At 60.0% G+C, this 25,539-nt stretch carries 19 protein-coding genes and 1 pseudogene; 7 read left to right on the top strand and 13 right to left on the bottom strand.

Going from position 1 to position 25,539, the window contains the following annotated elements; all coding sequences use genetic code 11:
* The 3 genes from NKH41_RS30610 to NKH41_RS30600 are packed head-to-tail and all read right to left on the bottom strand — an operon-like array spanning position 1 to position 8,490.
* The gene (locus NKH41_RS30610) at positions 1–3,453 is read right to left on the bottom strand and encodes a helicase-related protein (protein ID WP_352772891.1); all 3,453 of its coding nucleotides are present in this window, start codon (positions 3,451–3,453) and stop codon (positions 1–3) included.
* Positions 3,434–5,164 (bottom strand): nuclease-related domain-containing DEAD/DEAH box helicase, encoded by a 1,731-nt coding sequence (locus tag NKH41_RS30605; RefSeq protein ID WP_352772894.1) that lies wholly within the window; start codon positions 5,162–5,164, stop codon positions 3,434–3,436. Before NKH41_RS30605 ends, NKH41_RS30610 begins: the two co-directional genes overlap by 20 nt.
* Positions 5,161–8,490 carry a DrmE family protein gene (locus NKH41_RS30600; RefSeq protein ID WP_352772897.1) on the bottom strand — a complete coding sequence of 1,110 codons (3,330 nt, stop codon included), beginning with the start codon at positions 8,488–8,490 and terminating at the stop codon, positions 5,161–5,163. Before NKH41_RS30600 ends, NKH41_RS30605 begins: the two co-directional genes overlap by 4 nt.
* Positions 8,491–8,689: 199 nt before the next feature.
* Here NKH41_RS30600 and NKH41_RS30595 point away from each other — a divergent pair, with 199 nt between their 5' ends.
* Positions 8,690–9,103 carry a very short patch repair endonuclease gene (locus tag NKH41_RS30595; RefSeq protein WP_352772900.1) on the top strand — a complete coding sequence of 138 codons (414 nt, stop codon included), beginning with the start codon at positions 8,690–8,692 and terminating at the stop codon, positions 9,101–9,103.
* Here the strand turns inward: NKH41_RS30595 and NKH41_RS30590 are convergent.
* Together NKH41_RS30590 and NKH41_RS30585 are read right to left on the bottom strand one after the other, a co-directional pair.
* Positions 9,075–10,325 (bottom strand): DNA cytosine methyltransferase, encoded by a 1,251-nt coding sequence (locus NKH41_RS30590; RefSeq protein WP_352772903.1) that lies wholly within the window; start codon positions 10,323–10,325, stop codon positions 9,075–9,077. The genes NKH41_RS30595 and NKH41_RS30590 overlap by 29 nt on opposite strands.
* 449 nt (positions 10,326–10,774) lie before the next feature.
* On the bottom strand, positions 10,775–11,497 hold the full coding sequence (locus NKH41_RS30585) for a hypothetical protein (protein ID WP_352772906.1): 723 nt from the start codon (positions 11,495–11,497) through the stop codon (positions 10,775–10,777).
* Between the two features lie 73 nt (positions 11,498–11,570).
* Between NKH41_RS30585 and NKH41_RS30580 the strand changes: the two genes are divergently transcribed.
* The 3 genes from NKH41_RS30580 to NKH41_RS30570 all read left to right on the top strand — a co-directional run bounded on the left by NKH41_RS30580 (position 11,571) and on the right by NKH41_RS30570 (position 13,740).
* Positions 11,571–12,329 carry a restriction endonuclease gene (locus NKH41_RS30580; protein WP_352935400.1) on the top strand — a complete coding sequence of 253 codons (759 nt, stop codon included), beginning with the start codon at positions 11,571–11,573 and terminating at the stop codon, positions 12,327–12,329.
* 228 nt (positions 12,330–12,557) lie between these two features.
* The gene (locus NKH41_RS30575) at positions 12,558–13,199 is read left to right on the top strand and encodes a hypothetical protein (RefSeq protein ID WP_352772912.1); all 642 of its coding nucleotides are present in this window, start codon (positions 12,558–12,560) and stop codon (positions 13,197–13,199) included.
* A 133-nt stretch (positions 13,200–13,332) separates the two neighbouring features.
* On the top strand, positions 13,333–13,740 hold the full coding sequence (locus NKH41_RS30570) for a nucleotidyltransferase domain-containing protein (protein WP_352935397.1): 408 nt from the start codon (positions 13,333–13,335) through the stop codon (positions 13,738–13,740).
* Positions 13,741–14,149: 409 nt separating this feature from the next.
* On the opposite strand, the pseudogene NKH41_RS30565 reads toward NKH41_RS30570, so the two are convergent.
* The 8 genes and pseudogenes from NKH41_RS30565 to NKH41_RS30530 form a co-directional block, all read right to left on the bottom strand.
* A pseudogene (locus NKH41_RS30565) lies at positions 14,150–14,563 on the bottom strand (MFS transporter); the annotation flags it as partial.
* A gap of 59 nt (positions 14,564–14,622) precedes the next feature.
* The gene (locus NKH41_RS30560; protein ID WP_352773314.1) at positions 14,623–15,741 is read right to left on the bottom strand and encodes a hypothetical protein; all 1,119 of its coding nucleotides are present in this window, start codon (positions 15,739–15,741) and stop codon (positions 14,623–14,625) included.
* A 162-nt stretch (positions 15,742–15,903) separates the two neighbouring features.
* The gene (locus NKH41_RS30555; protein ID WP_352773317.1) at positions 15,904–17,622 is read right to left on the bottom strand and encodes a GMC family oxidoreductase; all 1,719 of its coding nucleotides are present in this window, start codon (positions 17,620–17,622) and stop codon (positions 15,904–15,906) included.
* Between the two features lie 40 nt (positions 17,623–17,662).
* Positions 17,663–18,097, bottom strand: a complete 435-nt coding sequence (locus NKH41_RS30550) for a hypothetical protein (RefSeq protein WP_352773320.1) — start codon at positions 18,095–18,097, stop codon at positions 17,663–17,665.
* Between the two features lie 215 nt (positions 18,098–18,312).
* Positions 18,313–18,528 (bottom strand): hypothetical protein, encoded by a 216-nt coding sequence (locus NKH41_RS30545; protein ID WP_352773323.1) that lies wholly within the window; start codon positions 18,526–18,528, stop codon positions 18,313–18,315.
* A gap of 384 nt (positions 18,529–18,912) precedes the next feature.
* Positions 18,913–20,190 (bottom strand): MFS transporter, encoded by a 1,278-nt coding sequence (locus NKH41_RS30540; RefSeq protein ID WP_352773326.1) that lies wholly within the window; start codon positions 20,188–20,190, stop codon positions 18,913–18,915.
* Positions 20,191–20,231: 41 nt separating this feature from the next.
* A complete protein-coding gene (gene chrA / locus NKH41_RS30535; RefSeq protein ID WP_352935392.1) occupies positions 20,232–21,647 on the bottom strand; it encodes a chromate efflux transporter in 1,416 nt (471 codons plus the stop codon).
* Between the two features lie 15 nt (positions 21,648–21,662).
* Positions 21,663–22,640 (bottom strand): chromate resistance protein ChrB domain-containing protein, encoded by a 978-nt coding sequence (locus tag NKH41_RS30530; RefSeq protein WP_352773332.1) that lies wholly within the window; start codon positions 22,638–22,640, stop codon positions 21,663–21,665.
* 108 nt (positions 22,641–22,748) lie between these two features.
* On the opposite strand from NKH41_RS30530, the gene NKH41_RS30525 reads away from it, so the two are divergent.
* From NKH41_RS30525 to NKH41_RS30515, 3 genes are read left to right on the top strand one after another with little or no spacing between them, the layout of a single operon-like run.
* A complete protein-coding gene (locus tag NKH41_RS30525; protein WP_352773335.1) occupies positions 22,749–23,723 on the top strand; it encodes a Fe-Mn family superoxide dismutase in 975 nt (324 codons plus the stop codon).
* Positions 23,720–24,190 carry a chromate resistance protein ChrB domain-containing protein gene (locus NKH41_RS30520; RefSeq protein ID WP_352773338.1) on the top strand — a complete coding sequence of 157 codons (471 nt, stop codon included), beginning with the start codon at positions 23,720–23,722 and terminating at the stop codon, positions 24,188–24,190. Before NKH41_RS30525 ends, NKH41_RS30520 begins: the two co-directional genes overlap by 4 nt.
* A 39-nt stretch (positions 24,191–24,229) precedes the next feature.
* Entirely contained in the window at positions 24,230–25,117 is an 888-nt protein-coding gene (locus NKH41_RS30515) for a DUF1259 domain-containing protein (RefSeq protein ID WP_352773341.1), read from the top strand.
* Positions 25,118–25,539 lie beyond the last annotated feature (422 nt).

The following is a 25,539-nucleotide window of genomic DNA, read 5'->3' as shown; positions in this document are numbered from 1 at the left end:
CTAAATCTCCTCTGCGTCCTCTGCCGCTATGTCGTAGACGTTGAGTACGCGCGCCTCCGAAGTGCCGTCCACGTTGCGCATCGACGTCGGCACCGGCCAGGCGTCGCGCTGGAACTCCTCGTCCCGATAACCGCCGAACGGATAGGCCAGGGTCGTGTCGGCGACCTTTCCGCCCATGCGGCCGTAGGCCGCCGGCCGATATTGGCGCCAGAAGCTAAGCCAGTCGGCGATCTCGGATGCTGCGGCGTCGAGCTCCTTTGCGTCGATGCTGCGCACCCGCATAAGGATCGCCTCTACCTCCTCCTCCACGGCGTCGTCGTAATCGCTGATTTGGGCCGGGTTTTCCACACCGGCTCGTTGCCGTGCGAGCGCGATGAGGACGCCGCGCATCCCGCGCTCTCGAGCCTGCGGCGAGAACGGCGTAACGCTGGTCGGCTCCACGTGCCGATATAGACTTTGATGATAGGCGACGAAGCGCTCGTAGTGCGAACGGTCGCGGCTCTTGGTCTGGGTGTAGACGGTCACCACTAGGCCCGGGACGTTGCGCCCGACACGGCTCGTCGCCTGGATGTATTCGGCGGTGCTCTTAGGCTGACCGGACATGACCAGAAGGCCCAAGCGAGGCACATCGACCCCGACGGCGATCATGTTGGTCGCCAGCAATACGTCGACTGGCGGTTGACCCGTCGGGTTTCGTCGCCAAGGCACCTTGAGTTGCTTGAGTACTTCGGGAATCTCATCCGCTTCACAGCGACTGGTGAGCTCCACGATCTCGCGGATATAGCGACTGTCTCGATAGTGAATGCCAAGTCGGTGACGCAAACCCTTGATGAACTCAGGGATGTCGCCCACCGAAAGGGTCGCAGCGTGGCCGAGTTCCCGGAGCGAGTTGAAGTACCAAACCAGCGTCCCATATGGATCGACGACAGCTTGGCCGGCCTCGTCGGTTTCTGCGATGGGGATGTTGGCGAACTGCAGCAGCGGCGCACAGGCGCGGACGAGCGCTGTTTGATGGGATTTCACGGCGCTGCCGAGGAAGCCGACGTATTTCCGCCCCGGCGCTTCACGATCTTCATAGGCGAAATAGGATTCGCCGGCCCTGACAGCCTGCGGCGGAAACTCGAAGGCCTCGCGGTCATAAAGGTCGCGGCACTGCTGAGCGGCTCGCCTAATGGTGGCGGTCGAGGCCACGATCTTATGGACATGTCCATCGCGACTGCACATTCGGTCGATCGCCGTCTCGTAAAGGCCCACGATTGTTCCGAGCGGCCCTGAGATCAGGTGCAGCTCGTCTTGTATGACGAGCGACGGCGGCGGTGCGCCGCTATGGAGCCCGAACAGGCGCCCTGCGTCCTCGCTCCATGCGATCTGCGCGAACTTGTCGACGGTGCCGATCAGCAGAGTCGGCGGCGCAGCATAAATCTCGTCGTCGACCACAAGGACCGGCATACCAGCCGCGTCGCCGAACGGGCAATTCTCATCTGGGCAGCGGAAACGAACGGTGCGGTCCGTCGAGTTTTGCGATCGAATAGAGACGTAACCCAGCTTGTCGGGATTATCGAGTTCAACGGCGCACCAGGGGCAGACCAAAACCTGGAATGGGTTCGTCGCATACCGTTCGCGCTGCTTGAGTTTATCGAGCGACCTCTTGGCGTCGGCCCGTCGGTTAGGCGACAGGCCTTCCCCGACCCATAGTCCGATCGAGATCTCGTCCTGTCCAAGGTCGGCGCCTAGGTAGCGCGTGCGACGTATGTGTTCCAGTGCAAGGATAAGAGAGGATGCCCTCTGAAACTGTTGAGCCGTTAACAGTCGAAGGGTGTAACGCATCAGTACGACTACGCCTGCCGGTGCGTCGCGGAGGCGCCCTAAGCACACTGTGAAGGCTGTGAGACCGAGATAGGCCTCGGTCTTCCCGCCGCCCGTCGGGAACCAGATCAGATCGACCAGCCGACGCTCGGGGTGGTCCGGATTCATCATTCCCGCGACGTTCATGAGGACGAAGGCAAGCTGGAATGGTCGCCAGTGCCCTTTGCCCTTTGGCAGGCCACGATAGTCCGTCGGCGGATCAACGCGCAGCGAGGTTATAGGGCGGTCGTCGAGTGATGAGTGAAACTGCTGCACCAACATCGCCCGGTTCATCAACCGGAACGCCAGCATAGTCTGCGGATCGGCCTCCAAAACCCTCACGCCATCCAACATGCGGGCGTGGCAACGTCGACAATTGGCCAGATTTTCCTGCGCCGCGTCCCTAAGCTTGGCGGAAAGATCGAGCGAGAGAGACCGCTCGATCTTATCGATCCAGAGCAAATAGTCGGCTGCCATGCGTCGCAGCGCGTCGAGGATGGCCTCATCCGGCCTCTCGCCTTCGCCTTCCGCAAGGAACGCCATGGACAACTGCAGCGGCTCTTCGCCAAATCCGTGCTCGCGCGCTCTTATGGGCTGCAGCTCGTAGTTGGCTAGAGCGGCAGAAGATACCCTATCGGTAAGCCCGCGCTCGGACATCGCCTCCGCAGCGTTCCAGTCCCCCGCAACTCCGTGGCCGAGCGCGAACGCACGGCGATGACGATAGAGAAGCTCCAACGAGGCCATCTCGGCGTCATCAAGATCGCCGCTGTCGCGGTCGATGGGGAGGAACACCGCTGCACCGTTCCCCTCGCGAATCTCGATCGCCGTCTGGAAATAGCAGTCGTCGTTCGCCGGGGCGGCCATGCCAACCGAGCGATGGTTTACCACCATGGCCGAGACCACAAGGCTGCCGCTCTCGCCCGGTCGGACCGTAACGTGAAGCTTTATCTCGGGATCGGAGGGATCGACGAGGATCGGAGCCTGCTTGCCGAAAACGGCGCCCACGATCACCGGCACTAAATGTCGGTGGTGCGTCCGTCTATAGGCGGGCACCTCGCGCGTCGCTGGAATGATGCGGCCGTCCATCCCTGTTTCGCCCGCGCGCTCCCGGGGTTCAATGTGCTTGGTGGTGGCATAGGTTCCGAAGGTCACGACTGCGCTCAGCTTGGCGGGACCGTTTAGCCGGAAGGATATGCCGCAGGCCGAGGGACTGAACTCGTTGGCCAAGTTAAGCGGCTCGCGCTCGTCGGACGTTGAGCCTTCATCGGCCGAGCGGCCACCCGATCGCTTGGCTTCCCGCACCTGGGGGTCGCTAAAATCGCCGCCGACGTCCTCCGCCGCGTGGCCATCCTCTGCCTGTTGGTCGTCCTCAAGAAGTGACTGGATGATCTTTTGGGGAAATAGCACGCCGGTGGCGTAAAGTTGCAGCGGCGATACGATCAGGAGTTCGGACCGAGCATCGTCGTCGTCGTCCGGAGCAGGACCGAACAGCTGCCGCCGAAGGCCGTCCACCAGGCTGTCGCGAAACGCTCGATGACTCGCGAGACGTAGATCGCGAGGGGCGGGTACGCCTCCACCGGGCACTTGGTCAGCAGCGTGTTCGAGCATCAAGGTAAGCCTGGTCCACGAGCATATAGAGTTTTGATCGGGCGCGGGTCATGCCGACGTACAGGATCGCGCGAGTCCAATCGGATATCGGGTCAAGGGGTGGCACATCAGTGAGTATGATGACCTCATTTTCAAGCCCCTTAAAGGCGGAAATGCTTGCCGCTGAGATCGCCTCGTTCGGACATGGGTCCGCCTCGTTTTCGAGCCGACAGATCATCTTACCGACGTCGGGCGGATGACGCGTCACGCAAGCCTCCGAGCTCCCTTTCGCAGACAGGATCGTTATTCCGGTCGGAGGCACGCCGTCACGCAGAAGTTCGACCAATAGCGCCTTCAGCTTACGGCCCTGCTCCCGTTCATCGGAGAAGAGCCTGTAGTCCACCGTCGACTGCAGCATGCGCCGGCAAACCGGCGGCTCGCTGCCTGTCACTTCGCAGAGTTCGGTGACCACGGCTCTCGGATTCCTATAGTTCTCACGCAGGATGAATTCGGCGGGCGACGATGCGCGCAGGGTTGCCAAGACGCCGTCGTCCATTCGTCCGTAGACGTCGGACTGCGGGCCGGTATCGAGGAAGATCAGCCAACTGCCGGTTCGGAAGCCGCCTGCCAGAACCAGGTCGAGGCAGTTCATGATCGCACCGTCGAGCACGTCCTGCGCTTCGTCGACGACAATCGCGTCGTACTGGGGTAACTCGTTCTCCTCCAAAAGCGCGTAGGCAGCCTTCTCAAACAAGTCGGGAAAGATACGGGTGTAGCGGTCCGCAGCGGCTCTTGAGGAGCGTAACTGCTGTTCGAACCCGCCTTTGCGAATTAGGTCGCTCATGAAGCCGTGCACGGTCGAAATTCTGACGGGCTCCCCGGCATCGAGGGCGTCGGCGGCCAGAAAGCGTCCAAGTTGATTGTTGAAGCAAAGGAACAAGATCTTCTTGCCCGAGGCAGTCAAGCGCCGGGCGGCTTCAGCGGCTATCAGCGTCTTGCCGGTCCCGGCGGCGCCGTCGCAAATAATCCTCGGATTACGGTCGTTCAGGGCATAGTCGAGCACGCCGAACTGGGCGGCACTCAACGAGGCCAGCTCCCGCCTACTATCACCGATTAGGCCGCGGACTGTAGGCACGAGCTCGAAATCGCCTCTTAGGACCGTGACGATCTGGGTGACGAGAGCCAACGTAAGCCTAGGTGGCGCGGCCCGGCCGAGCGACATTCGCCGGTCGCGGAAATGACGTTCCAATCGCTCGAGATAGCGGATGAAGGAGAAGTCCTTGTCGCGTTCGTCGTAGACGACGTCGGAATCCCATTCCGGGCTTCGCATTCTGAACGTGATGTGCGGGAACGCCGTGCCCCATCCCAGCAGAAAGTTGTTGCGCTTCAGCCCTAACTCCGCCTCAAGGTGTTTGCGGAGAGGATGTGTCGTCTTCTCGGCTTGGGCGAAGGGGCTCTCGATTGAGGTGTAGGTGCTTCCTTCCGGGCCGATCGTCCAGAAGCCGTCGCTTCGCACGACGTTGCCGCCTTTGACTTCGATACAGAATATGCCCGCCGGCCCCACAACGACGAAGTCAGCCTCGGCGTATTCCTTCTCATTATGACGGACGAGTCCCACGGAATGCAGACAGGCATAATCGTCCGAACCCGCCGCGTCCCGGATGAGTGCGAATATTTCCGCTTCGCCGCGGTTGGCCTTCGCGGGCAGTCTCGACGGATACATCCTCGTCATGCGCCAACCCCGTCGATTGGATCGGCGCTGGGGCTGCCATTTGCATGAGGCGAGGCCAAGGTTCGTAAGCGGCCGACAACGTCATGCGGAACGTCGCAGATGCTGCCGACGCTCTGCACGCGATGCAATGCATATCGCAGGACGGAGTCGCCGTGCTCGACTTTCAGTTCCGCGGCTTCGAGATCGATGTCGCCCGCGAAGAGTTCCGCCACAATAGACTCGGCCGCCTTGGCCCGCGCACGATAGATTAGATCGATCGCCTGCAACACCTTGGGTAGGGTAGCCAGCAGCTCGGTGTCTCCCGTCAACTTGGCGACCACGGGCAACACCTCTCTGTAACCTCGCGGCGCTATGGTTGCTGTCGTCGAGGTCCAGGACCGAATCGTCGCCGTGTGGCGCTTGACGCCGGCTTGCGCCAGCCGTCGAGCGGTCGCCGACGAATCGAATCCCGTGCGGTCCATGTATCTCCGGAAGGCCCGCTTCCAAGTACCAGCTGTCTGACGGACATCGGCGGCCGTTTCGAGGAACCGGTCGGCCCGAACGTCAATCAGATCGCGGTCTCCGCCGATGGGCAGAGCCAAGAGGCACCCCGGCTCGAGCGATGCGACGCTCCGAAACAGCACTTTTTCGGCGTTGCCGGTCGATCGTGCGTCAACGGTCACGCCAGTGGGGTCGGCTAGAACGATGACCTTGCCGCCTGCAGGCAGGAAGGCGTAGGTGCCAGGATGCTCAAACATGACCAGCTGAGCTTTCGCCGTCGGCTGATGTTCGCGCCCCTGGAACACGGCGCGGCGGACAGACTCAACGCTTCGTGCCTCAAGCTTCTCGAACTCCGGCGCATCGGATTCGTCGATGACGTCGTCATCTACGTTTCGCGGCGTTCGTGGAGGCGCGAGACGCCGAGTGGTCTGATCGTTCCAGAGCTCGGGGGCGCGACCGGTTGCGCGCAGCCGACCCGCCAAGTTCGATAGGGCTCGGAGTGTCGACACTTCGATGCGTCTTTCCCATTTAACTCCTGCGGCCGTGGTTCGTTCGAACCATCGCCGCTCAAAGGGATAGAAGAGAAGGTCCAAGCGTTCGCTGTACCCTCCGCCGGCTAGTTCCCGCATGCTCAGGCGATCAAGCCAACCAGGCACGACGACACGGTCGTATGGTGCGCCTGACCTCACCCCTTCAAGGTTGGTCCAGATCATTCCACTCAGCTTTGGGTCGCTTTCTGCATCCTCTCGGCAAGCGGCAGCAACGGCAGCCGAGCGGCAGACCACAGCCGTCGCTTTGCCGCCAGCAATGTCGGCGATGGCGGCAAGGGCGTTGCGCCGTTCAAAGGCCGGAAACTCGCCTCGGGCCAGCGGTGCAAAGATTTCGTGCAGTTCGGCGGCCAGTGTACTGAAATTGCGAAGGCTGGATGCCTGCATGGCGATCGTCCGCACGAGACCGCGCAGGTTTTTGTTGGCGTCGGAACTCGCCAGTGGACGCGCTAGGGCAGCGCGCATGAAGGCCGAAACGAGCAGTTCGAGATTCTGGAGGCTTGAATCCGTCCCCTTCGTCTCGCTCGCTCGGACCATCCAGGCGTCGACTGATTCAAGAAACTCGTGAGGGGCGGCATGGACCCGGTGAACTGTGTTCCAATGCGTTCCCTGACGGGCAAGCATGCGCTCCGCGGCATCGTCGATCTCTGCGGGGCGTCCGGTCGGTGGTGGTTGAACATCGAGATCCTCGAGGTACCAGACATCGAACCCTCGATTCAGCAGTTCGGCCGACGCCTCGCGGTCGAACAACTCGACCAGGACGCATATATGCGGAGGAGGGTCACCGCCGTCAGAGGTAAGGGATGCGTGAAGCGCTCGCATTTGCCTAGCCCCGTCGACAATTACCCGCCAGCCGCGAACCTGCGGTGGAGGGTTGCGAATTAGATCATAAGCCGTATCCGGATCGCTGCAGGCATAGATGAACGGAGCATCCGTCGCGGTCGCGCCGATGTTTTCTTGGCGGTCGTCGGCGATGTAACGCAGGCCCACTGCGGCTCCTATATCTCTACCGAGCGGACGAATGCTCGCGGCGAAGCGATCGAGTTTTGACCGTGGACCGAGAAGTAAGACGCACTCCTGATCGCCCGCTCGCGTTCTTGTGGTGCCCGTGAGATTGAGCAAGGGATCCGCGTGACGGCTTTTGAGCCAATCGCCGAAGTCCCTGCCGCCGGACAGCCTTTTGTGAGGAGTTGGTGTCGCCGCCATGTAAGGCGCAAGACTGCGCGGGGCGGTTAGACTCCCACTTTTGTCGACGCCGAGCCGGAACCGGCGTTCGGCCCCCACGTCCGTTTCGCCTAGATAGACCACCTTAAAGGCGGAAACTTCATCGGAGACGACAATGTGCTGACCCACAGACCATTCGGTGAGGCGTTGGCGGTCGAGGTTGGCCTGACGACGCGATGCCTCTACAGCCGCGAACAGAGCGGCCAACAGGGGGAATGGCCCGGCCTCCCGCACGACAAGCATTGAAGGCCGCACTGCTTCGTATAGCGCGTCCAGAGCTGCACAGCAGACGTACTGGCCATAGAGGTCAAGGGGTCGCGGCGGCGTACCAGTCAGGGCCAAATCGGCGACATAGGGATAACCCTGCAGCAAGCCCATGAGCAGCGGCAGGCACCGTGTCTGTTGTTCGACAGCTGCATATGCGAGGTCGATGACATAAACGTCGTCGAGAAGGCCGAGAAAGCCGTAGGAATCGCTCACCGCGTCCTGATGCTCGGCGAAGTAGAGCAGCGCCGACCTTGCAGTCCGGCCGGCAAAAGTGTCGCCTCCGGCAGCCGCAAATAAGGCTTCGATCTTCTCAATGACATTTTTCAAGAGAGGCGATGTCGAGAAGCTCACCAGCTCCGCCATCGGCTCCACGAGACGGCTGCGTACGTCGGCGGGATCGAACGATGCGTCGGCATATATCGCCAAGCGACCTTCGATCTCGGCGATCTCCCCCGGACTCAGATGTCGCCCGACCACGTGCCGGTCGAGCAGATCGCAAACGGTCTTGATCGTCGTTTCCAGCACCCAGTTGAGATCCTGAATGTCGGATTCGGTGAGAGATTGGCCGGCTCGTTTGTCCAGGAACGCCAACCCGGCAGCAGCCGCGGCCGCCACGAAACCTCCGGCGGCCGCGTGCTGCCTGTATTGCGAACCGATCCAAAGCCACTGATGTAACTGTCGGGTCGGGAAATCCGGCGTCTGGCTCGCACGAGACAGAGTGGCGGAGACCACAGCAACAGTCGCGGCCGGATCTTCGGCAGGGCATAGGGCGATCTGCTCGAGCGCCTTCAACTCGGCCGCAAGCATGTCGGTTCGCTTCTGCGTCGGATACCAATGCCCCAAGAAACCTCCCCCGAGGGTACACAATCCAGCCCGTGATGCTTAGATTGTCAACCGAAACATAATGCAACTCTCTTCAAACTACACGACTTAGCTTGCGATAATCCAAATGCGTCGGCAAAGCTTTCAGCCAGATCGATATCGGGGCTTCTCAGCGGTTTAGGATATGGACAGAATAACGCCGGAGACCAGATCGCGCATAATGTCCCAGATCCGGAGCGGGAATACCGCACCCGAGCGCAGCGTACGGCGTGAACTCCATGCGGCAGGGTTTCGTTTTCGACTCCATGTCCGCGATCTTCCCGGACGGCCTGACGTGGTGCTGCCCAAATACCGAACCGCAATCATGGTCCACGGCTGTTTCTGGCATGGTCACGACTGTCCGCGGGGTCGCCGGCCGACCGCCAACGCAGAGTTTTGGGCGCGCAAGATCGAACGTAACATGGAGCGGGATGCGGCTGCAGTCGCTGCTCTGGAGGCGTCGGGTTGGACCGTCCTGACTATATGGACGTGCCGGCTGCACATCGGCACGAGCGACGTCATCGAGCGGCTTAAGGCGTCGCGGGCCGCGAACCGCTGATTGGCTTAACCGAGGACGCCAAATGCTCGGCGAAGAAACGAGCCAATTTCGGAGGAACAGCGTTGCCGATCATCCGTGCGACCGGTTCGATCATCTCAGTTGGATGGAAGACGTAGTCGTCCCCGAATGATTGCAGAGCGGCGGCCTCGCGCAGCGAAATGCCCCTGATTTGGGCTGTGTCGTAATGGCCGAAGCGGCCGTTCGAAATACTGTGGCAACGCGTCGTGATCGTCGGCGACGGACGGTTCGGTCGCATCCGCGTGTAGACGTCGGTAAAACAACGATCGTCGAGACGAGCGTTGACTCTTCGGTGGCACTCCAAGCTTAGGTCACCATGTTCGGTGGTTTCGAGATAGAGATTGCTCTCCCCTGGCTTCGCTGCCGCGAGTCGTTTGAGGTTCAGCGGGCTGAGGGAGCGGGTGCGATGGTTGGGAACGGTCGGGTCGTTCTCGCCTGCTCCCAGGGCCGGGAAATGCATGATGGCTTCCTGGACTGAAACCGGCGACGCTGACTGATCGACCTCCGGAACATGAAGCGCATCCTCGACCAACGTGGAGAGTGCCTCTTCACGAACCAGCTCGCTGCGGATTGCCAAAAGGATCGACCGCTTTCGGTACTGCGGAATGCCGAATCCAGAGGTGCAGATTCGGCGAGTCCCTGTCGTGTATCCGAGTGCCTTTAGCTTCGCCTGGAAGTCGTCCCAGATTCCGCCGTATCGGGGGTCGCCAATACCGGCGACGTTCTCCGACAGCACCATCTCAGGCCGATGACGCTCGACGAACACTGCGGCTTCGATCAGCAGATTGCTGTCGCGCTCTCGCCGCTTCTTGCGGGCGTCGCTGAGTTCTTTGCGCGCCAGCGTCGTGAACGGCTGACACGGTGCGCAGATCGCGAACAGCAGCGGTGCCGATCGGGCGGCAGCCCGATATTGCGCGATCAATGTGTCGAGCTTCTCAATCAAAGCCGCCTGCTGACCAGCGGGATATAGCTCCGTACTCGGAAAGATGTCGTACTCCAGGTAGCCCGGCTCGGCCGCGTCCAAGGTTCGGTTGGAATTGTTTTCGACGTAAGTTCGTCGACAGCGAGGCTCCTTGTCGACACCGGCGATGACGTAACCGCCAGCGTCAATCAGGCCCCTCGTTGTTCCCCCAGCGCCGCAAAAAAAGTCGACAGCAAGAAACCGTGGAGTCAGACCGGAAGGATCGGCTTCTTCTCCGTTCATTGGGGTACATGAAATCACGTCCTCTCTAGTCGCTTGTTGCGAAGACGTGTTCTTGCGCGCTGTTTTCCGACGAATTCGCCGAAGCTCGGAACGCGACTCTCGGACGGCCCGCCGTCCGCGGCCGATCGCACGAAAATTGCCAGACACCCGCCCTCCTCAGAGTCTATCGCACTTTCGGCCGCTTAGCACCGAACCGAATCGCAACCTTACGGAGGCACCGCATCTCGGGCAAGGACAGATTTGGTCGATTGTCGCAAGAACTCACACCGTCTAGGCCCCAATAGCCTGCGCGCTGTATTGTGAGTTTGACGCACTCTCTGGCCCATTCACTTCACGTCGTCGACGTGGACAATATCGCCTGAGAAGGAACAGGGCTTGGTCCGAATGTGGGCAACGCGATGTAGCGCTCCGCCGCTACAATCAAAAACACACGCCTCTAATAATTGCCCTTAGTGCTCCCAATGGACGTCTGTAGCAAGGAATTCCCACATAATCGACCTCACGCGTAGACCTTCGGCATCGTCGACCGCGTAGCGGTAGGTGCCGTCTTGCACGACGACCCAGTCTCCATCCATGTCCTGCCCAGTGGCAATGCGCGTCATCATCCGGCTGCCAGCCTCGGGCCAAGCGGAGAAACCTCCTGCGTCAGCTGTGCCTTCGAACTCCGCACGTTCGAATTCTGACATGCTGGTCAAGGGGCGAGCCCACACATGATCGGGAGCCTCCATCTTGGGCTCGCCGAACTCGAAGAATGCATGGCCTCGCGCGTTTTTTAGGACCACCCGTTCGATGCGCTCGATGTCCGGCTGCCAAACGATGCGTGTCTCCCCTCCCGCCACAGGAAACTCCCTCTTCGTCTGATCTATCATTGCGCGCAGGGCCGCGCTCTCGGTTAGCGCTCGCGCAGCGCTCGCGTTCCTTTGCTTTTCGGGATCGGTCGAACCGGCGAGAACGCAACTGAGGAAGGCGACCGCATACTGCTCGTCTCGCGAGAAGCCATTGTTGCAGTCGCGACAGATCGTGACGACGGGGAGGTGATGTGGGCGAGGTTTGACCAGCAGGCTTTTCGTCGGGACGTGATCCTCAGTTGTCTCAAGTTCGGTGAGCCGCCTAGTGCAGTGGATACACCACGACTTTTGTCGATCGTCGACGAATTCTTCGATTCTCTCCATCTCGTCCTCCCCATTCCGGGTAATGTAGCATGTCGCAACTGCGCAGGGCGTGGCGTCTAGGGGGGCGATCTCGATGAAGGACGTATGGGAGGACTGGAAACTCTATGAGCGCTTGGTCGCTCGCTTGATGGCGGACCAGCTGTCAACGGAGTTTTGCGTGACTCCGAACGCTTCGGTCCTGGGTGCCATCACGGGCGTCAAGCGACAGATCGACGTTTTGATCGAAGCGCGGCACGACACTGACAACAGTCGGCGGATTATCGTCGACGCGAAGCGGCGGAAGCGCAAGATCGATGTAAAGGACGTAGAGACCTTCCGGGGGATGATGGAAGAGGTAGGGGCCACCCATGGCTATCTCGTTTGTCCCCACGGACATACGGTAGCGGCCGAGAAGCGCGCCCAGACTGCTGTGAGCATCCGCTTGCTGCCGCTCGACCATCTTGAGGATTTCGATCCGAGAACTTGGCCACGCTGCTCTCGTCCCAGTTGCAAGAACGGACGCGTTTTCTGGGACGGCTATCCGGAGGTCTCGCCTGGCCTTCTGGCGCTCGACGGTACCGCAGCCCCGAGGCGACAGGCGTTCGTCCACAGCGTCGGCAAGTGCGATCGTTGCAGAGTCTTTCATGTGTCCTGTGCTACCTGCCGTCAGATCCTCTGTGTTCCCGAGGACGACGAAACCGACATAGGCCATCAATGCGCGTGCCGACTGCCGTGGTTCTGGCTCGCGTCGATCGAAGAAGACGAGCGAGGCGCGCAGTCCGCCGAACTTCATCTCGTCATGGGCCTTGGCGAGGTCCGGACGGTGAACCGACGATCTCTATCGACCGCGTGATTGCGCGCGCGATGTGAGATGTCTCCGTGATGGTCATCGTCGAACTTACGGAGAAGGCTATTTCGTCGGCGATACGGCGGTGTGTAATTCCGCCTGGATTATCCAATAGCGCAGTCCGAACTCCAGCTCTGATAGCTTCTGCTCTTTCTGGTGGATAATCCCATAAGTCAGGTAGGTGATCGGCAACTTTCGTCTAGATTCAAGAGGTAAGGCTGGAGGGGGAGCGAAGTGTCTTTCGAGACTGCAATTCGCGAAGCGGCTCATAAGGCTGCAGACATTACCGATAGGATCATGGGTGATCTTGGCTCTGGATATGTGAAGCACGAGGATGACCTGTCCGGTACTCTTGTCGGGGCCTTCCGTGAGGGATTTCAGAGTCTCCAGACTGAGGGGATAACCTGGAATGCCTCCATACTCACCCACCGGCGCAGCGGTGAAGAGAAGAAATACGGCGCCGACCTCCTTCTGCATGTTGAACTCGACACACCCCAGCAGAAATATTCCAAGGGGGTGCTTGTCCAGTCGAAGCGAATCGGACCGGACGAAAATATGTCGACTGACGCGCATAAGGAGCTGAAGGAGCAATGCGACAAAATGCTGGGACATTCCAGCGATTCCTTCGTATTCGCATATGACCCAGCCGGCATGCGCTGCGGTTCAGCCAACAGGATAGTCGGCGCCACCGGTCGGGACGTCTATGACCAGTGCAGCTGGACAGCCTATCGCTTCTTTCTGGAATTCTTCCGATGTCCGACCGGCGACAGGAGAATAACGAGCGCCAGGGTCAAAGACCTCCAGCCACGGCATGCGCTCAAAATAACTGGCGAAGGCGACTTTCAGATACGAAGGCGGCGGGTCCGGCTAGACTAGGTGTGAGCCGACCTAATTGAATCGGTTTGCAGGGTAACCTGAAGCAGCAGCCCGCGCACCGCCGCACGATCGGGTCGCCGGCGGCGTACCCGCCTTGAAGGTCCGGTTGCCAAGTTCAACTATGGCATCTGCGGTGATTGCTGCCGAGACGCATTTCGTAAGAAGGAGAAAACTGTTGTCCGCTGAGCATGTCGAAGAGACGAGGTCATATCTCATCGAGTGGGCCAAGGCCGTGCACGTGGACCTCAGTCCCCAAGGCATCTATGCTTTCGGCAGCCTGGTCTATCGCGACGGTGCGCAGTTCAACGACAAGAGCGATGTCGACCTCGCCATCGTTGTGGCCGAGATACCGGATGCGGCGGACCGGGCCGATTGGTTCGCGGCGCTGCTACGGCACAAGCTTGTCCTCGAAGACGAGCTGGGTAAGCGGCTGGGCCGCGCTGACCGCAGTGCGATTCTCTGCAGCGTCGTGGCGGCAGGTCTGCACCGCCTTGCCGTTCAAGGTGGCTTTGGTCACCGCGATTATGGTTCCGGCAGGTAGATCGTTGCCAGTCACAACCCACCCCTGAAAGGCATCCACGTCATCGACTGGAGCAAGCGCTGCGTCACCGGATAGCGGTGTCCACCCACGCGCCTTCGCCACAGCGGCGGTTCGCTCGAAGTCGGGGCCATGGGCAAGACAGGTTCGGTGAAAAGTTCCTAGCCCCAGATCGACATTATCGGCATACACCGTTGTTGATATCAGGCAGACGCCTGCGAGCGCAAAAGCGAAGAGAGCTCTCGACATATCAGTTACACCTCGCGCTGAAGAGCGAGCATCGGTACCGATAAAATGGAGCCATTGGTACGCTGGTCAAGCGGTCGCCAAGGCCTCGACCTGCAGAATGACGTGGCGCGCGCCGCTCATGTTGGCTCGGGCATGCTACGGGCTGCTGCGGCCCATCTCGTCGTTCCTCCGGCGGACGAACCCTGCGGAACATCGCAAGCAGAAGGATGTCGTAGACAATCTTCAAGGCGCCGGCGATGAGCAACGGCCAACCGAAACCGGACATTGCGAGCAGCGAGCCGGCAAGCATCGGGCTGCCGGCTGCCGCGAGGCTGCGCGGGACAGCGGTGACACTCGCGGCTGCGGCCCGCTCACCAGGCGATACCACGGCCATGACGAGGTGCGGTTGTACATCCATCTGCGACAAGGCGCTCCTGATAAGTAGAAGTACGATGACCGGACCGAGGCTGGGCATGAAGGGAATGAGCAAAAGGCAAAGACTGGACGGCAGGTGCGTAAACACCATGGTGTTCACGAGCCCGATCCGTTTGGAGATTTGCACTGCCACCAATGACTGGAAAGGCATCAAGGCTGAAGAGCGCAGCGAGTGTGAGGACGATGGCTCGAGACTTGCGCAATGGCTCCGCCGGTACCGTCTCACGGATAGGGCGTGAGGAAGCTCTTTGGCAACGGCTGGTGCTGATCGTTGACGATCTCCACAGGGCGCGACTCGAAAACCACTTCACCAGTCTTGTATGAGAACGCACCGTCCTTTGCGATCAGAGAGCCGAGGGCGAATTTGCGGGATTTGTTCCAATCGCCTTTTGCTGCGACGAAGTCACTCAGCAACACGATGGCCTCGTCGTTGGACCGCATGTAGTCGAGCAGCGCGGTAGATTCCCCGAGTGCTTCCTTGCGCCCGACCCAGTCGATACATCGCCGAAACAACTTCGGATCGAAACATTTTGAGCGGAAGGAGTCAGCGCCGTTGTCGTCGCGATCGGTGTCGCGCATCGACTTTGTCGTCCACAGCTCGGACTCGAAATCCCGAAGCTGGCCCGAGACATTGCTTCTCAGCTGCGACTTTTGAGCTCCGCCTTCCCCGTGCGTGGCAAAGAGGTCGGAGAGTCTCTTCATCTCGTCGATGGCCATGCTGCCGTAGAATGAGCAGAAGGCGAAACCCTGCGTCAGGGCATGGTCGTTCAAGACGATTTCCAGGCCGTTGCCGATCAGCGTGACATATCCGAGCACTCTGCCGAAGACATCAACCGCGCCATCGATCCCATCCGCTAGGATTCTGACCTTCGCGTCGACCAGAACTTCCGGAGTGGCCGAATTGAACGAGCCGATGCCGAGCTGCGTCCTTAGGCCGTTGGCGAAAAGATCGGTGCAGAGTTTGCCATAGGGCTGGCGATAGGACTTCTGCCGGGCAATGTGCTTGGCGATCCACTTGGCATAGTCGCCGTCGAACATGCCTTCGCGATAGTTGGGCGAATAGTGCGTTTCCGGCGCATCAATGCCCTGCAGCCGGACGGAAAGCGACACTCCTCCGGCTTTGCGGAGGATTGACTTGAATTTCTCCTCTCCTGGATTGTTGTCGTCGGGTTGAAACGTGCCACCTCTTTCAAAAAACGCTCCAACATTCGTCAAGGCCCCGTCCCCGACATACTGCGCTGATGCAAGGTCGGGAATGAATTTCAAGGTGTCGACGTCTGACGAGCCGTGAGGCCAATATTGAAAGACGTCGACTTTGCCTTGGATATCAACGACGCCCATTTCATGCCCTCTCGTTTAGTTTAAAACAGGATGAATTCGGCTTTGAAATATTGCAAGAACATCACGAGCGCTGAGTACGCTGTGAACCGCCTGGAAGGCGATTGACCAGATATGGATCAGGCAAGTAAGTGGATGGAATCGCCGTCAGGTGACTCGACATCGCTAGCTAGTCTGACTGTGCATCTGCCGCTCGATCGCCGCCGCCGTACGAAGGCTCAACGCGGCGAGCGTCAAGGTTGGGTTCGCTGTGGCACTACTCGAGAAAACGCTCGAACCGACGATCCAAAGGTTTGGAACGTCATGCGACCGGCCCCAACGATCAACGACGGAATTTGTCGGCTCGTCGCCCATGATGCACGTTCCCATTATGTGCGCAGCGGTGTTCCATTTTCCCGGGGGCATTTCCTGTTCGTTCTCGATCGTTGCGCCCATTACACCAAACAGATCCTTCGCTGTGTCGAAGCCTTCATTCAAAGCTGATCGCACATAGTCACCAACATCGAATGTAAATCGAGGTCTCGGAATCCCCAATGCATCAAGCTTTGATGAAAGATCAATCTGATTTTTACTTTCTGGAAGCATCTCAGTGGAAAAGCTTAACCGTAACATCTTCGGTATCTGGCTTGCAATCTCACTCGGCAAAGCAGAACCGAACTTTCCGCCACTTAGAAGTTTGTCGATCACGGTGGCAGGAGAACCGGCGCGTCCCCAGCCGTCGTTGCCGATCGTCATGCGGAAGGCACTGCGATTGCTGCGAAAGGCGCCGTCCCGAAATGCTTCAATACTTGAGATCGTTTGGGGCCCTCGAAACGGATAGAGCGGCTCGGGAAACAGGGCGGTTACCTCAAATTGGATGTGATCCATGAGATTTCGCCCCACCTGATCGCTTCGATTAGCGAGATTGCCAGACATCAGCAGGATCTTCGGAGTCTCGATCGCGTGAGCCGCGAGCACCACGACCTCCGCACTGACGGACCGTTCCTTCTGTGGATCGTCAGACCGCCAGTTCTTGTAAAAGACTTGGCGCACTCGCCCATCTTCCTCCTTACCAAGGCGAGTCACCACGGCGGCTTTTTTCAGTTCGACCCGACTACCCGGATCCTGAAGCACCCGCCGTAAATGAACCGTTGCATCATACTTGGCTTGGATAGGACACAGCGGAATACAATTTGAATGGCCCTCGCAGGCCGGTCGTTCATCATATTCGACGGTGTTTCGAGCTTGCGGCGTGGTAACGACTTGCACCGTCTTTCCTCGCACCGTTCTTCCCTCGATGCGATTCTTGACTAGGTGATCACTGTATCCAAATGGGATGCCGCGCATGGGAAACGGTTGACTGCGGTATCCACCGTGGAGCCCGTCCCACTCTTCGTGATTCCCAGAAACGCCGAGTTCCGCCTCAGCTTGGCAATACCAAGGCTCCAGTTCGTGGTAGTCGAGCGGCCAATCGCGGCCTACGCCAAAATTAGTCTTAAGTTTGAAATCGCTGGGGATGAACCGAGGGCAATTCCCTCGCCATGACCATGTGCTTCCGCCAACCATACGGTTGTAACCGGCTTTGAACGGATCCGTGGTAGCTAGCGTATAGTCGTAGTACTTCTCCTTCCCTTGGTCCCTCTGCTCTGCGAGACTGAGCTGGGACTTTTCTGGTGCTGGCGCAAAAATTCGGCTTTCGAGGTCCATGTATGGCGCATACATGTCACCGCGGCTGCCCTGAGAATCCATAGTGTGGTGGAATTGGATCCGTTGGCCGGCTGTGATGCCGTTATCCCCAGCCTCGATGATCAAAATCTTATAGCGACGAGAACGGCTGAGTTTCCAAGCACAAAGGGCACCGGCGACACCAGATCCTATGATGACAATGTCGTAGTCGCTTGCCATGATCATCTCCGGCCGCGGGCAGGCGGCACCCAATCCATACTCAAGGCTGCTTGGTCCAATACCCGTGCGGCTGGTTTGAAAAACCGATAGGGTGCGCCTTGATGAGAGGCCAAACAAGGCCTTCCTCATAGTAACCGCCGTCGAGGAGTTCCCCCATCGCCTCAGCCTTGAACTGCGAGAAGTACCAGATATTCACGATCTGCTTGGCGACGAACTCGTTATTTTTGTAACCTTGCGTCGCCTTCAACGCTGATAGTAACAGGTCGTCTATCTTGGGTTTTGGTTCGATCGATGTAATAGACTTATAAGCGTCGATCAGGACTCTTAGTCCATCGGGAAGCACTGAAAAAAGGCGTCGACGATATTCCGCAGCGATTGGGCGAGCCAATGTTGCATCCTCGGGATCAATTACAATATTGTATTGACCAGTAAGCAACGCTGATAATTCTACGAATTCATCGATTTCGTCCCGCATTGCATTCACCCCATGCATTTATGGCGCACCAGCGAACTCATTGAGAACCTTGCATACCGCGGGATATATGTCCATCACCAGTTGTACCTGGGCCGAGGGACCGCCGGCGATCAGTTTCCCGGACCAGTCAGAAATGCCACCAACCTGACGGTGTTGGGATGGCGCTTGTCTAACCTTGCTGTTCTTAAGGTCAAACAGCCTCACGCCGATGAAATCTACCAAACCGCCACGCCGGCAAGCACAATGCCGGCAACGCCCTGGGTGATCGCTTCGAACAGGCGCGACCTACCTTCGACAAACCACACCAGGCGTTCGCGCAGCAGGATCGACAGAATTGCGACGGCCGAAAGCGTGATCGCCACGCCAATCATCATCGTGCCGGCGAACAAGATGCCGGCCGCTGGCACGCCGCGCGCGATCGCAAACGTCATGACGAACAGCGAGCGGACAAGGAATCAGTCCGGCCATAACTCCGACGGCTTCGCCTTCGTGCTTGTGATGATGCCCATAGCTGAGTGCCCCCACAGCAGCCATAGGCCGATCAACCCAAGCAGTCCGCAGCTGATGTCTTCCAGCAGAGAGCGCGGCCAACGCTCCCCAGGGCGATTGAGACAGAAGCGCTGTTGTCACATGGGTGATCGATAGGGGTTGTCGATACGAGGAGGCCGTGAGAAACCTTTGCGTCCGAACCCGCCAGATACGTGGTCTCCTCGGCCAGAGCCAAATAGATTGTACGTTGAAACTCTATAAGCGTTTGGAGCACGGTCATCATTTCGCTTGTCGTTGCCAAGTCAGGCACGCATTTGCGGCGGCTACTAACCATCCCGACGTTCCTCGGGTGGACGGACCTTGCGGAACATGGCGAGCAGAAGGATGTCGTAGACAATCTTCAAGGCGCCGGCGATGAGCAGTGGCCAACCGAAACCTGAAACAGCGAGCAGGGAGCCGGCAAGAACCGGACTGGCGGCTGCCGCGAGGCTGCGCGGAACCGCCGTGACACTCGCTGCTGCAGCCCGCTCACCAGGCGATACCACGGCCATGACGTAGGAGGTGCGGGTTGGCACATCCATCTGCGACAACGCGCTCCGGATCAGCAAGAGCACAATGACCGGACCCAGGCTGTGCATGAAGGGAATGAGCAAAAGGCAAAGGCTCGACGGCAAATGCGTGAACACCATCGTGTTTACAAGCCCGATCCGTTTGGCGATTTGAACTGCCACCAGGTAGGACGCTGCCGAGAGGATACCCGTGAAGAAGAAGATCGCGCCCGTCGCTGCGAGCGACAGGCCGAATTGTTGGAAAAGCCACAGAGCCAGCAGTGACTGAACCACCAGGCCGCCTGCAAAGGCGTCGAGACTGAAAAGCGCAGCCAGCGTCAGGACGATGGCTCGCGACTTGCGCAATGGCTCGGCCGGTGTCGCCCCCGGATCAAGCGGTTCATTCGGCAACCGTCGATATAGAAGCAACGATCCCACCCCCAAGGCCGCATAGAGGAGGAAAGCGATCTGAAGCGCCTGCCTGAGTTCCAGTCCGACAAGCTGTCGAAGCATGTCAGGTGCGCCGGCCGCCAGAGCGCCGACAGCGCCAACAAGTGACCCCACCACACTATAGCGTGCAAAGAGCGCGGTGCGGTCGCGATCCCTCACGCTATGAGCGAGTTGCGCATGCTCCAGCGGCAGAAACACGCTGACGTCGCCCGAGGATGGGTTCAGCGTCCCGAGGAAGGCGATCACGAGAAGCGGCCAGAAATCCCTGACCAGGGCGAAGCTGATCCCGGTGGCGATCATCAATACGGCCGCTGCGATCAGGAGCGATCGACGCGCGAAATGATGTGCCACAAACCCAACGGACAAGGTAAGCGCCGCCGAACCCGCCAGTGTGGCCGAAGCGAGGAGCCCGATCTGGAAGGCATCGAAGCCCAACACGGCCAAATAGGCAGGGAGGAGGAGACTGACGAGTCCGTCGCCAAACGCCCGCAATCCTCTCGAAGCCAGTAGATAGGTGGCTGCCGGCCCGGCACCGGAAGGCAGGAGTGCAAACCGCCGTTTCGCGACCGGTCCGTGCAGAGCATTCATCGGCCTTTGGGCTGTCAAGGATGCCTCCTGCCGGAGAATGGTTACGCCGACCGCTCAGCTTAAATCGATCCGCTGGCCACCCCGTGGAGCAAGCCGAGGATCGAGCATGCGGCGAGCACTGGGATCATACCGATCTTGAAACGGAATACCGCCAGCAGCGCCCCGAGCGTCAGCACCAGAGACGGAAGGTTGATGGAGTTGAACACGGGAACGTCCACCGTCGTGCCCAGACAGCTGACCTCACGCAGCTCGCGAAACAGCACGTGAAGCGCGAACCACACCGCCAGGTTCAGGATCACACCGACCACCGCCGCCGTGATAGCAGACAATGCTGCTGACAAGGCCTTGTTGCTGCGCATCGTTTCCATGAACGGCGCGCCGAGGAATATCCACAGGAAACAGGGAACGAAGGTTACCCACGTCGTCAGCAGACCGCCGAGTGTTCCGGCGACCAGCGGGCTGAGCATTCCTGGCGCCCGATACGCGCCCATGAATCCGACGAACTGGGTGACCATGATGAGCGGACCGGGCGTGGTCTCGGCCATGCCGAGGCCGTCCAGCATTTCTCCCGGCTTGAGCCAGCCGTAGTGCTCGACACCTTGCTGAGCGACGTAGGCGAGCACCGCATAGGCGCCGCCGAAAGTGACCATCGCCATCTTGGAGAAGAAGATCGCGATGTCGGTGAAGACATTGCCTTGCCCAAGAAACACCAGAAGTACCAGGACCGGCACGAACCACAGCAGCAGACATACCGCTGCGATCCTCAGCGACCAGCTGACGGATGGCCGGGTATGCGCAGGCACCCCTTCGCCAAGCGCCGTATCGGCGTCGGCAACCTGCTTGCCGCCGACCTTGTCATGTCCGTTGCCCGACTGGAATGCAGCCCACCCTGCCCGTCCCCCGACGTAACCGATCACACCCGCAGCCAGGATGACCAGCGGGAATGGCGCGTGGAAGAAGAACAGAGCGATGAAGGCCGCCGCCGCAAGCCCGATCATGGCATTGTTCTTGAGCGCCCGTCTGCCGATCCGCAACACCGCTTCGAGCACGATGGCAAGGACCGCTGCCTTCAAGCCGAAGAAGAGGGCCTGAACTGCTCCGACATTGCCCAAGATTGCATAGATCCAGCTCAACGCCATGATGGCGATCGCACCAGGCAGCACGAACAGGATACCGGCGACGAGGCCGCCTCTGGTCTTGTGCATGAGCCAGCCGATGTAGATGGCAAGCTGTTGTGCCTCCGGTCCGGGCAGCAGCGTGCAGTAATTGAGCGCATGCAGGAACCTGGTCTCGCCGATCCAGCGTTTTTCCTCGACGATGATGCGGTGCATCATGGCGATCTGACCCGCCGGGCCGCCGAAGCTGAGCGCGGCCACACGCGCCCACACCCGCGTGGCCTCAGCGAACGAAATGCCATGACCGGGCGTGTCGTCTGGTCGGTTAGGTGCTGTCACGGTGCTCTCCGCATTGACCATGGTTAGTTCCTCGGATCAGCCGCGCTTCGAGCGGAAATATCGATAGAGGTTGTCGAACACCGAAGCGCCCTCGGCGATCCGTTGCTCGTCGCCCGCATTCGCCATGGCGATGCCAGCGATAAGGCTGGCGATGCCCGTTGTTTCCTCGCGACCGAACTTGCCGTCCTTGAGATCGATATCGTGTACGACCTCGGAGATGGCCTGAAGTGCCCGATCGGTTATGCCGGCGCGGGCAAGCAGCACCTCGAAGCTGCAGCGGTCACCCTCATGGGTGATTTCGCCCTCGAACATGTCGAAGCGCAATTCCCCCTCCTTCGGCTCGTATCCCTTGCCCGCCACGAAGCGGATGATCGCGTCAGGATCAACAAAACGTCGGATCAGCCAGCTGCATGCGATGCGGTCGACATGTACGTCCCGGCGCGTGACCCAGACGCGCCCCTTGAGGTCGTTCGGCCCGGCCGCCTTCTTCGGTTCTTTGGTCATGGCGGCATCCTCTATAAGCAGTGCCTCGAGCTCGGCGATTAGTCCCTCGGCGCTGAGGCGACCGCTGGCGCCGAAAAAGTCGATTGTCACCACTTCGGCCAGCCGCTTGCGCAGGCGGCCGAGCTGCGAACGCGCTTCCGCCTGTCTTTCCGATGGCGCGTCGGATTTGATCGCTGCGGCCAGATCGCGCGCTTCCTTGACGATCTCCGCATAGTCGGCGTCACGGGCTGCATCGAAGAGCGCTCGGACCTGGGTGTCGGACAAACCATCTACGAGGCGCGCCTCGCACATCATCGCCTCGCCGCCGCCAGCGACGATCTCCTTGAGGAGCCATTCGAAATCCTCCTGCATCTCGGCATTGGCCGGCAGGGCGTAAACGGCGCTTTTGACTGCGACCGCGCCGATGCCTTGCAAGCGTCGCCAGATCTTCACCCGGAAGTAGGCGGGTTTGCTCGGCAGCTGATGGATCAGGAGCAGCCAGCGCTGCTCCTGTGATTGCCCCTCACTCATAAGTGAACCGTATCACGAACAAAGCCAAATGCAACACTTGTATCATTTTTCATTCGAGCATAGCGTTCGCCTCCTCACGGATGGCCGTGCCGCAGAGTGGGGAAACCGATGCCACACCAGATCATGCCGTTGCCGTTCAAGCCGCCTCGCCTCATCGGCCTCTCCGAGAGGCTGTTGGCAAGTCACTACGAAAACAACTATGGCGGCGCCGTTCGTCGCCTCAACGCCATCGAACAGCGGCTCGACGGGCTCGACTGGGGCGCGGCGCCAGTTTTCGACATCAACGGTCTGAAACGCGAGGAACTGGTCGCCGCCAATTCAGCAATCCTGCACGAAATCTATTTCGACGGACTCGGTGGCACCGGCGATGCCGGAGGCGATCTCGCTGCGGCACTGGAGCGCGACTTCGGCAGCGTGGCCTCCTGGCGCGCCAAGTTCATGGCCTGTGCCAAGGCACAGGCCGGAGGCTCGGGATGGACCCTGCTGACTTGGTCGGAGCGGCGCGACCGACTGACGATCCAATGGGCGGCGGACCACACCAACTGTCTTGCCGGCGGCATGCCGATCCTTGCGCTCGACATGTACGAGCATGCCTACCACATGGATTTCGGCACCAAGGCCGGCGCCTATGTTGATGCCTTCATGAAGAATATCCATTGGGAACGGGTCGCTGCCCGCCACCGCCGGGCCGTCGCGCAGCGAGATCCTTCAACAGGATCGGCATCGGACGACGCGGTTCCAGCGATTGCGCCGGAGGAACTGCGGGCGCGCCTCGATCAAGGAGAAGATCTCGTGGTGCTGGACGTCTGCCTTGCCGAGGATCTGGCAAAGCGCGGCGACATGCTGCCGGGGGCCAAGCTCCGCGCGCCCGAGAAGATCGCCGATTGGGCGGATGAACTGCCGAAGGACAGGCCGGTCATTGTCTATTGCCTCTATGGCTTCCAGGTCAGCGGCGACGCCGTCGCCGAACTGCGCCGTCGCGGCGTCGACGCAAGTGCGCTTTCGGGCGGCATTGCCGCTTGGCATGCGATCGGCGCGCGCACTGTCCCTCTGATAGTCAACGAAGAAAGGATTGCGCCATGAAATGGGTTACCCGCGAACGTCCGGTCATCGACCGCATTGCCTGCCCCTGGCTGATTGCGCGCTTCATCGACAAGGAACCTGAGTTCCTCTTCGTGCCGCCCGATCAGGTGATCCGCGTCGCCCAGGAAACGGGCGCCACGCCTTACGACGTGCCCGGCGTCGAATTCACCCATGTCGGCGACGGCTGCAGTTTCGACACCTTCGTTTCCAAAAATGGGCTCGAGCGCGACCCGGCGATCGTAACCATTGCCGCGATCGTACGCGGCGCCGACACGGACCGGCACGATCTCACGCCACAGTCGGCAGGGTTGCTGGCGATCTCCATGGGTCTGCGGGACCTGACGCCCGACGACCACGAGGTGCTGAAGCACGGCTTCGTCATCTATGACGCGCTCTACGCGTGGGCTTCGGGCCGCAAGGCGGAAACGCATAGCTGGCCACCCGCCATCAAGCCGGCGGCCGCATGACGAATTGGGCAATGGGGGCAGATCACAAGGAGAAACCCCATGCATGCAAAACTCGTAACCGGAGCAATGCTGATCGCGATGTCGGCGCTGCTCCAACCGGCATCGGCGGCACCCGATTGGCAAACAATCGCTAAGGCGCTCGGCAAATCCGGAACCGAGATGCCTGGCGGTGTCTACCGGGTGGGCTTGCCTCGAACGGACCTGACGGTATCGCTCGATGGCATATCTCTGAAAGCCGGATTTGCGCTTGGAGGCTGGATCGCGTTCGAACCCATGCGAGATCAGGCCATGGTCATGGGCGACATCGTTCTGACGCAGGACGAGGTGAACCCGGTCATGAAGAAGCTTGAAGAAGGCGGGATCGAGATCACTGCGGTGCACAACCACTTGCTGCGCGCGGAGCCGATGACACTCTACATGCACGTCTTCGGCCAAGGCGACCCGGTTACGCTCGCCACAGCGCTTCATGCCGGATTGGCGCTGAGCAAAACACCGATGGGAGGCGGCGCCCAGCCGCAAGCCGCACCACAGATCGAGTTCGACACGGCCGGTGTCGACCAAACCATCGGTTATAAGGGTAAGGCCAATGGCGCGGTCTACCAGTTCACGATCTCGCGCGCTGAGCCGGTCGAGGAAAATGGAATGGAAGTGCCGGCGGCCATGGGCTCGGCAATAGCGATTAACTTCCAATCGACAGGTGGCGGCAAGGCGGCGATCACGGGTGATTTTGTGCTGACAGCAAAGGAGGTCAATCCGGTTATCAAAGCCATGCAGGACAACGGCATCGAGATCACCGCGTTGCATAGCCACATGCTCGATGAGCAGCCGCGGCTCTTCTTCATGCATTTCTGGGCGTACGACGATGCGCAGAAGCTGGCGAAAGGACTGCGCGCAGCCCTCGACAAGGTCGCCGTCAAAAAGAGCTAGATTGGGCGTCCGCGCGCGCGTCCAACGGCGGAGTTCGGCCGACTCGGAGCGATCGTCGGCCTTCTTCCCGCCTCGGGAATGGTTCTCTGGCACGGCGTCTCTCCGCCACCAGCATTGCGCCTGAGATCACCTTTCCATCGCACACGAGACTCAAGGGGCGGGCCGGGCTTTTGCGAACCGACGCGTTCGGAACGATCAAAGGTCCGCTTCGTTCTGATCGGATGGACTGGATTAGACTAGGCCTCCTGGCGTTGGCGGGGTTTCTCACCTGGACACTGAACACCCTCTCGGCCGGAGGCGGAGGTCTATTGCTGATCCCCGCCGTGACTTTCATCACAGGGAGCGCGGCGGTTGCGCCGGTCATCACCTTGACCGAGCTCATCGGCAATCCCATCCGCGCCCTGGCCTTCCGGCGCGACATC

Source organism: Mesorhizobium sp. M1169, assembly GCF_040318345.1.
In the GTDB taxonomy this organism is placed as follows: Bacteria; Pseudomonadota; Alphaproteobacteria; order Rhizobiales; family Rhizobiaceae; genus Mesorhizobium.
This window is presented reverse-complemented; position numbering and strand designations above follow the sequence as displayed.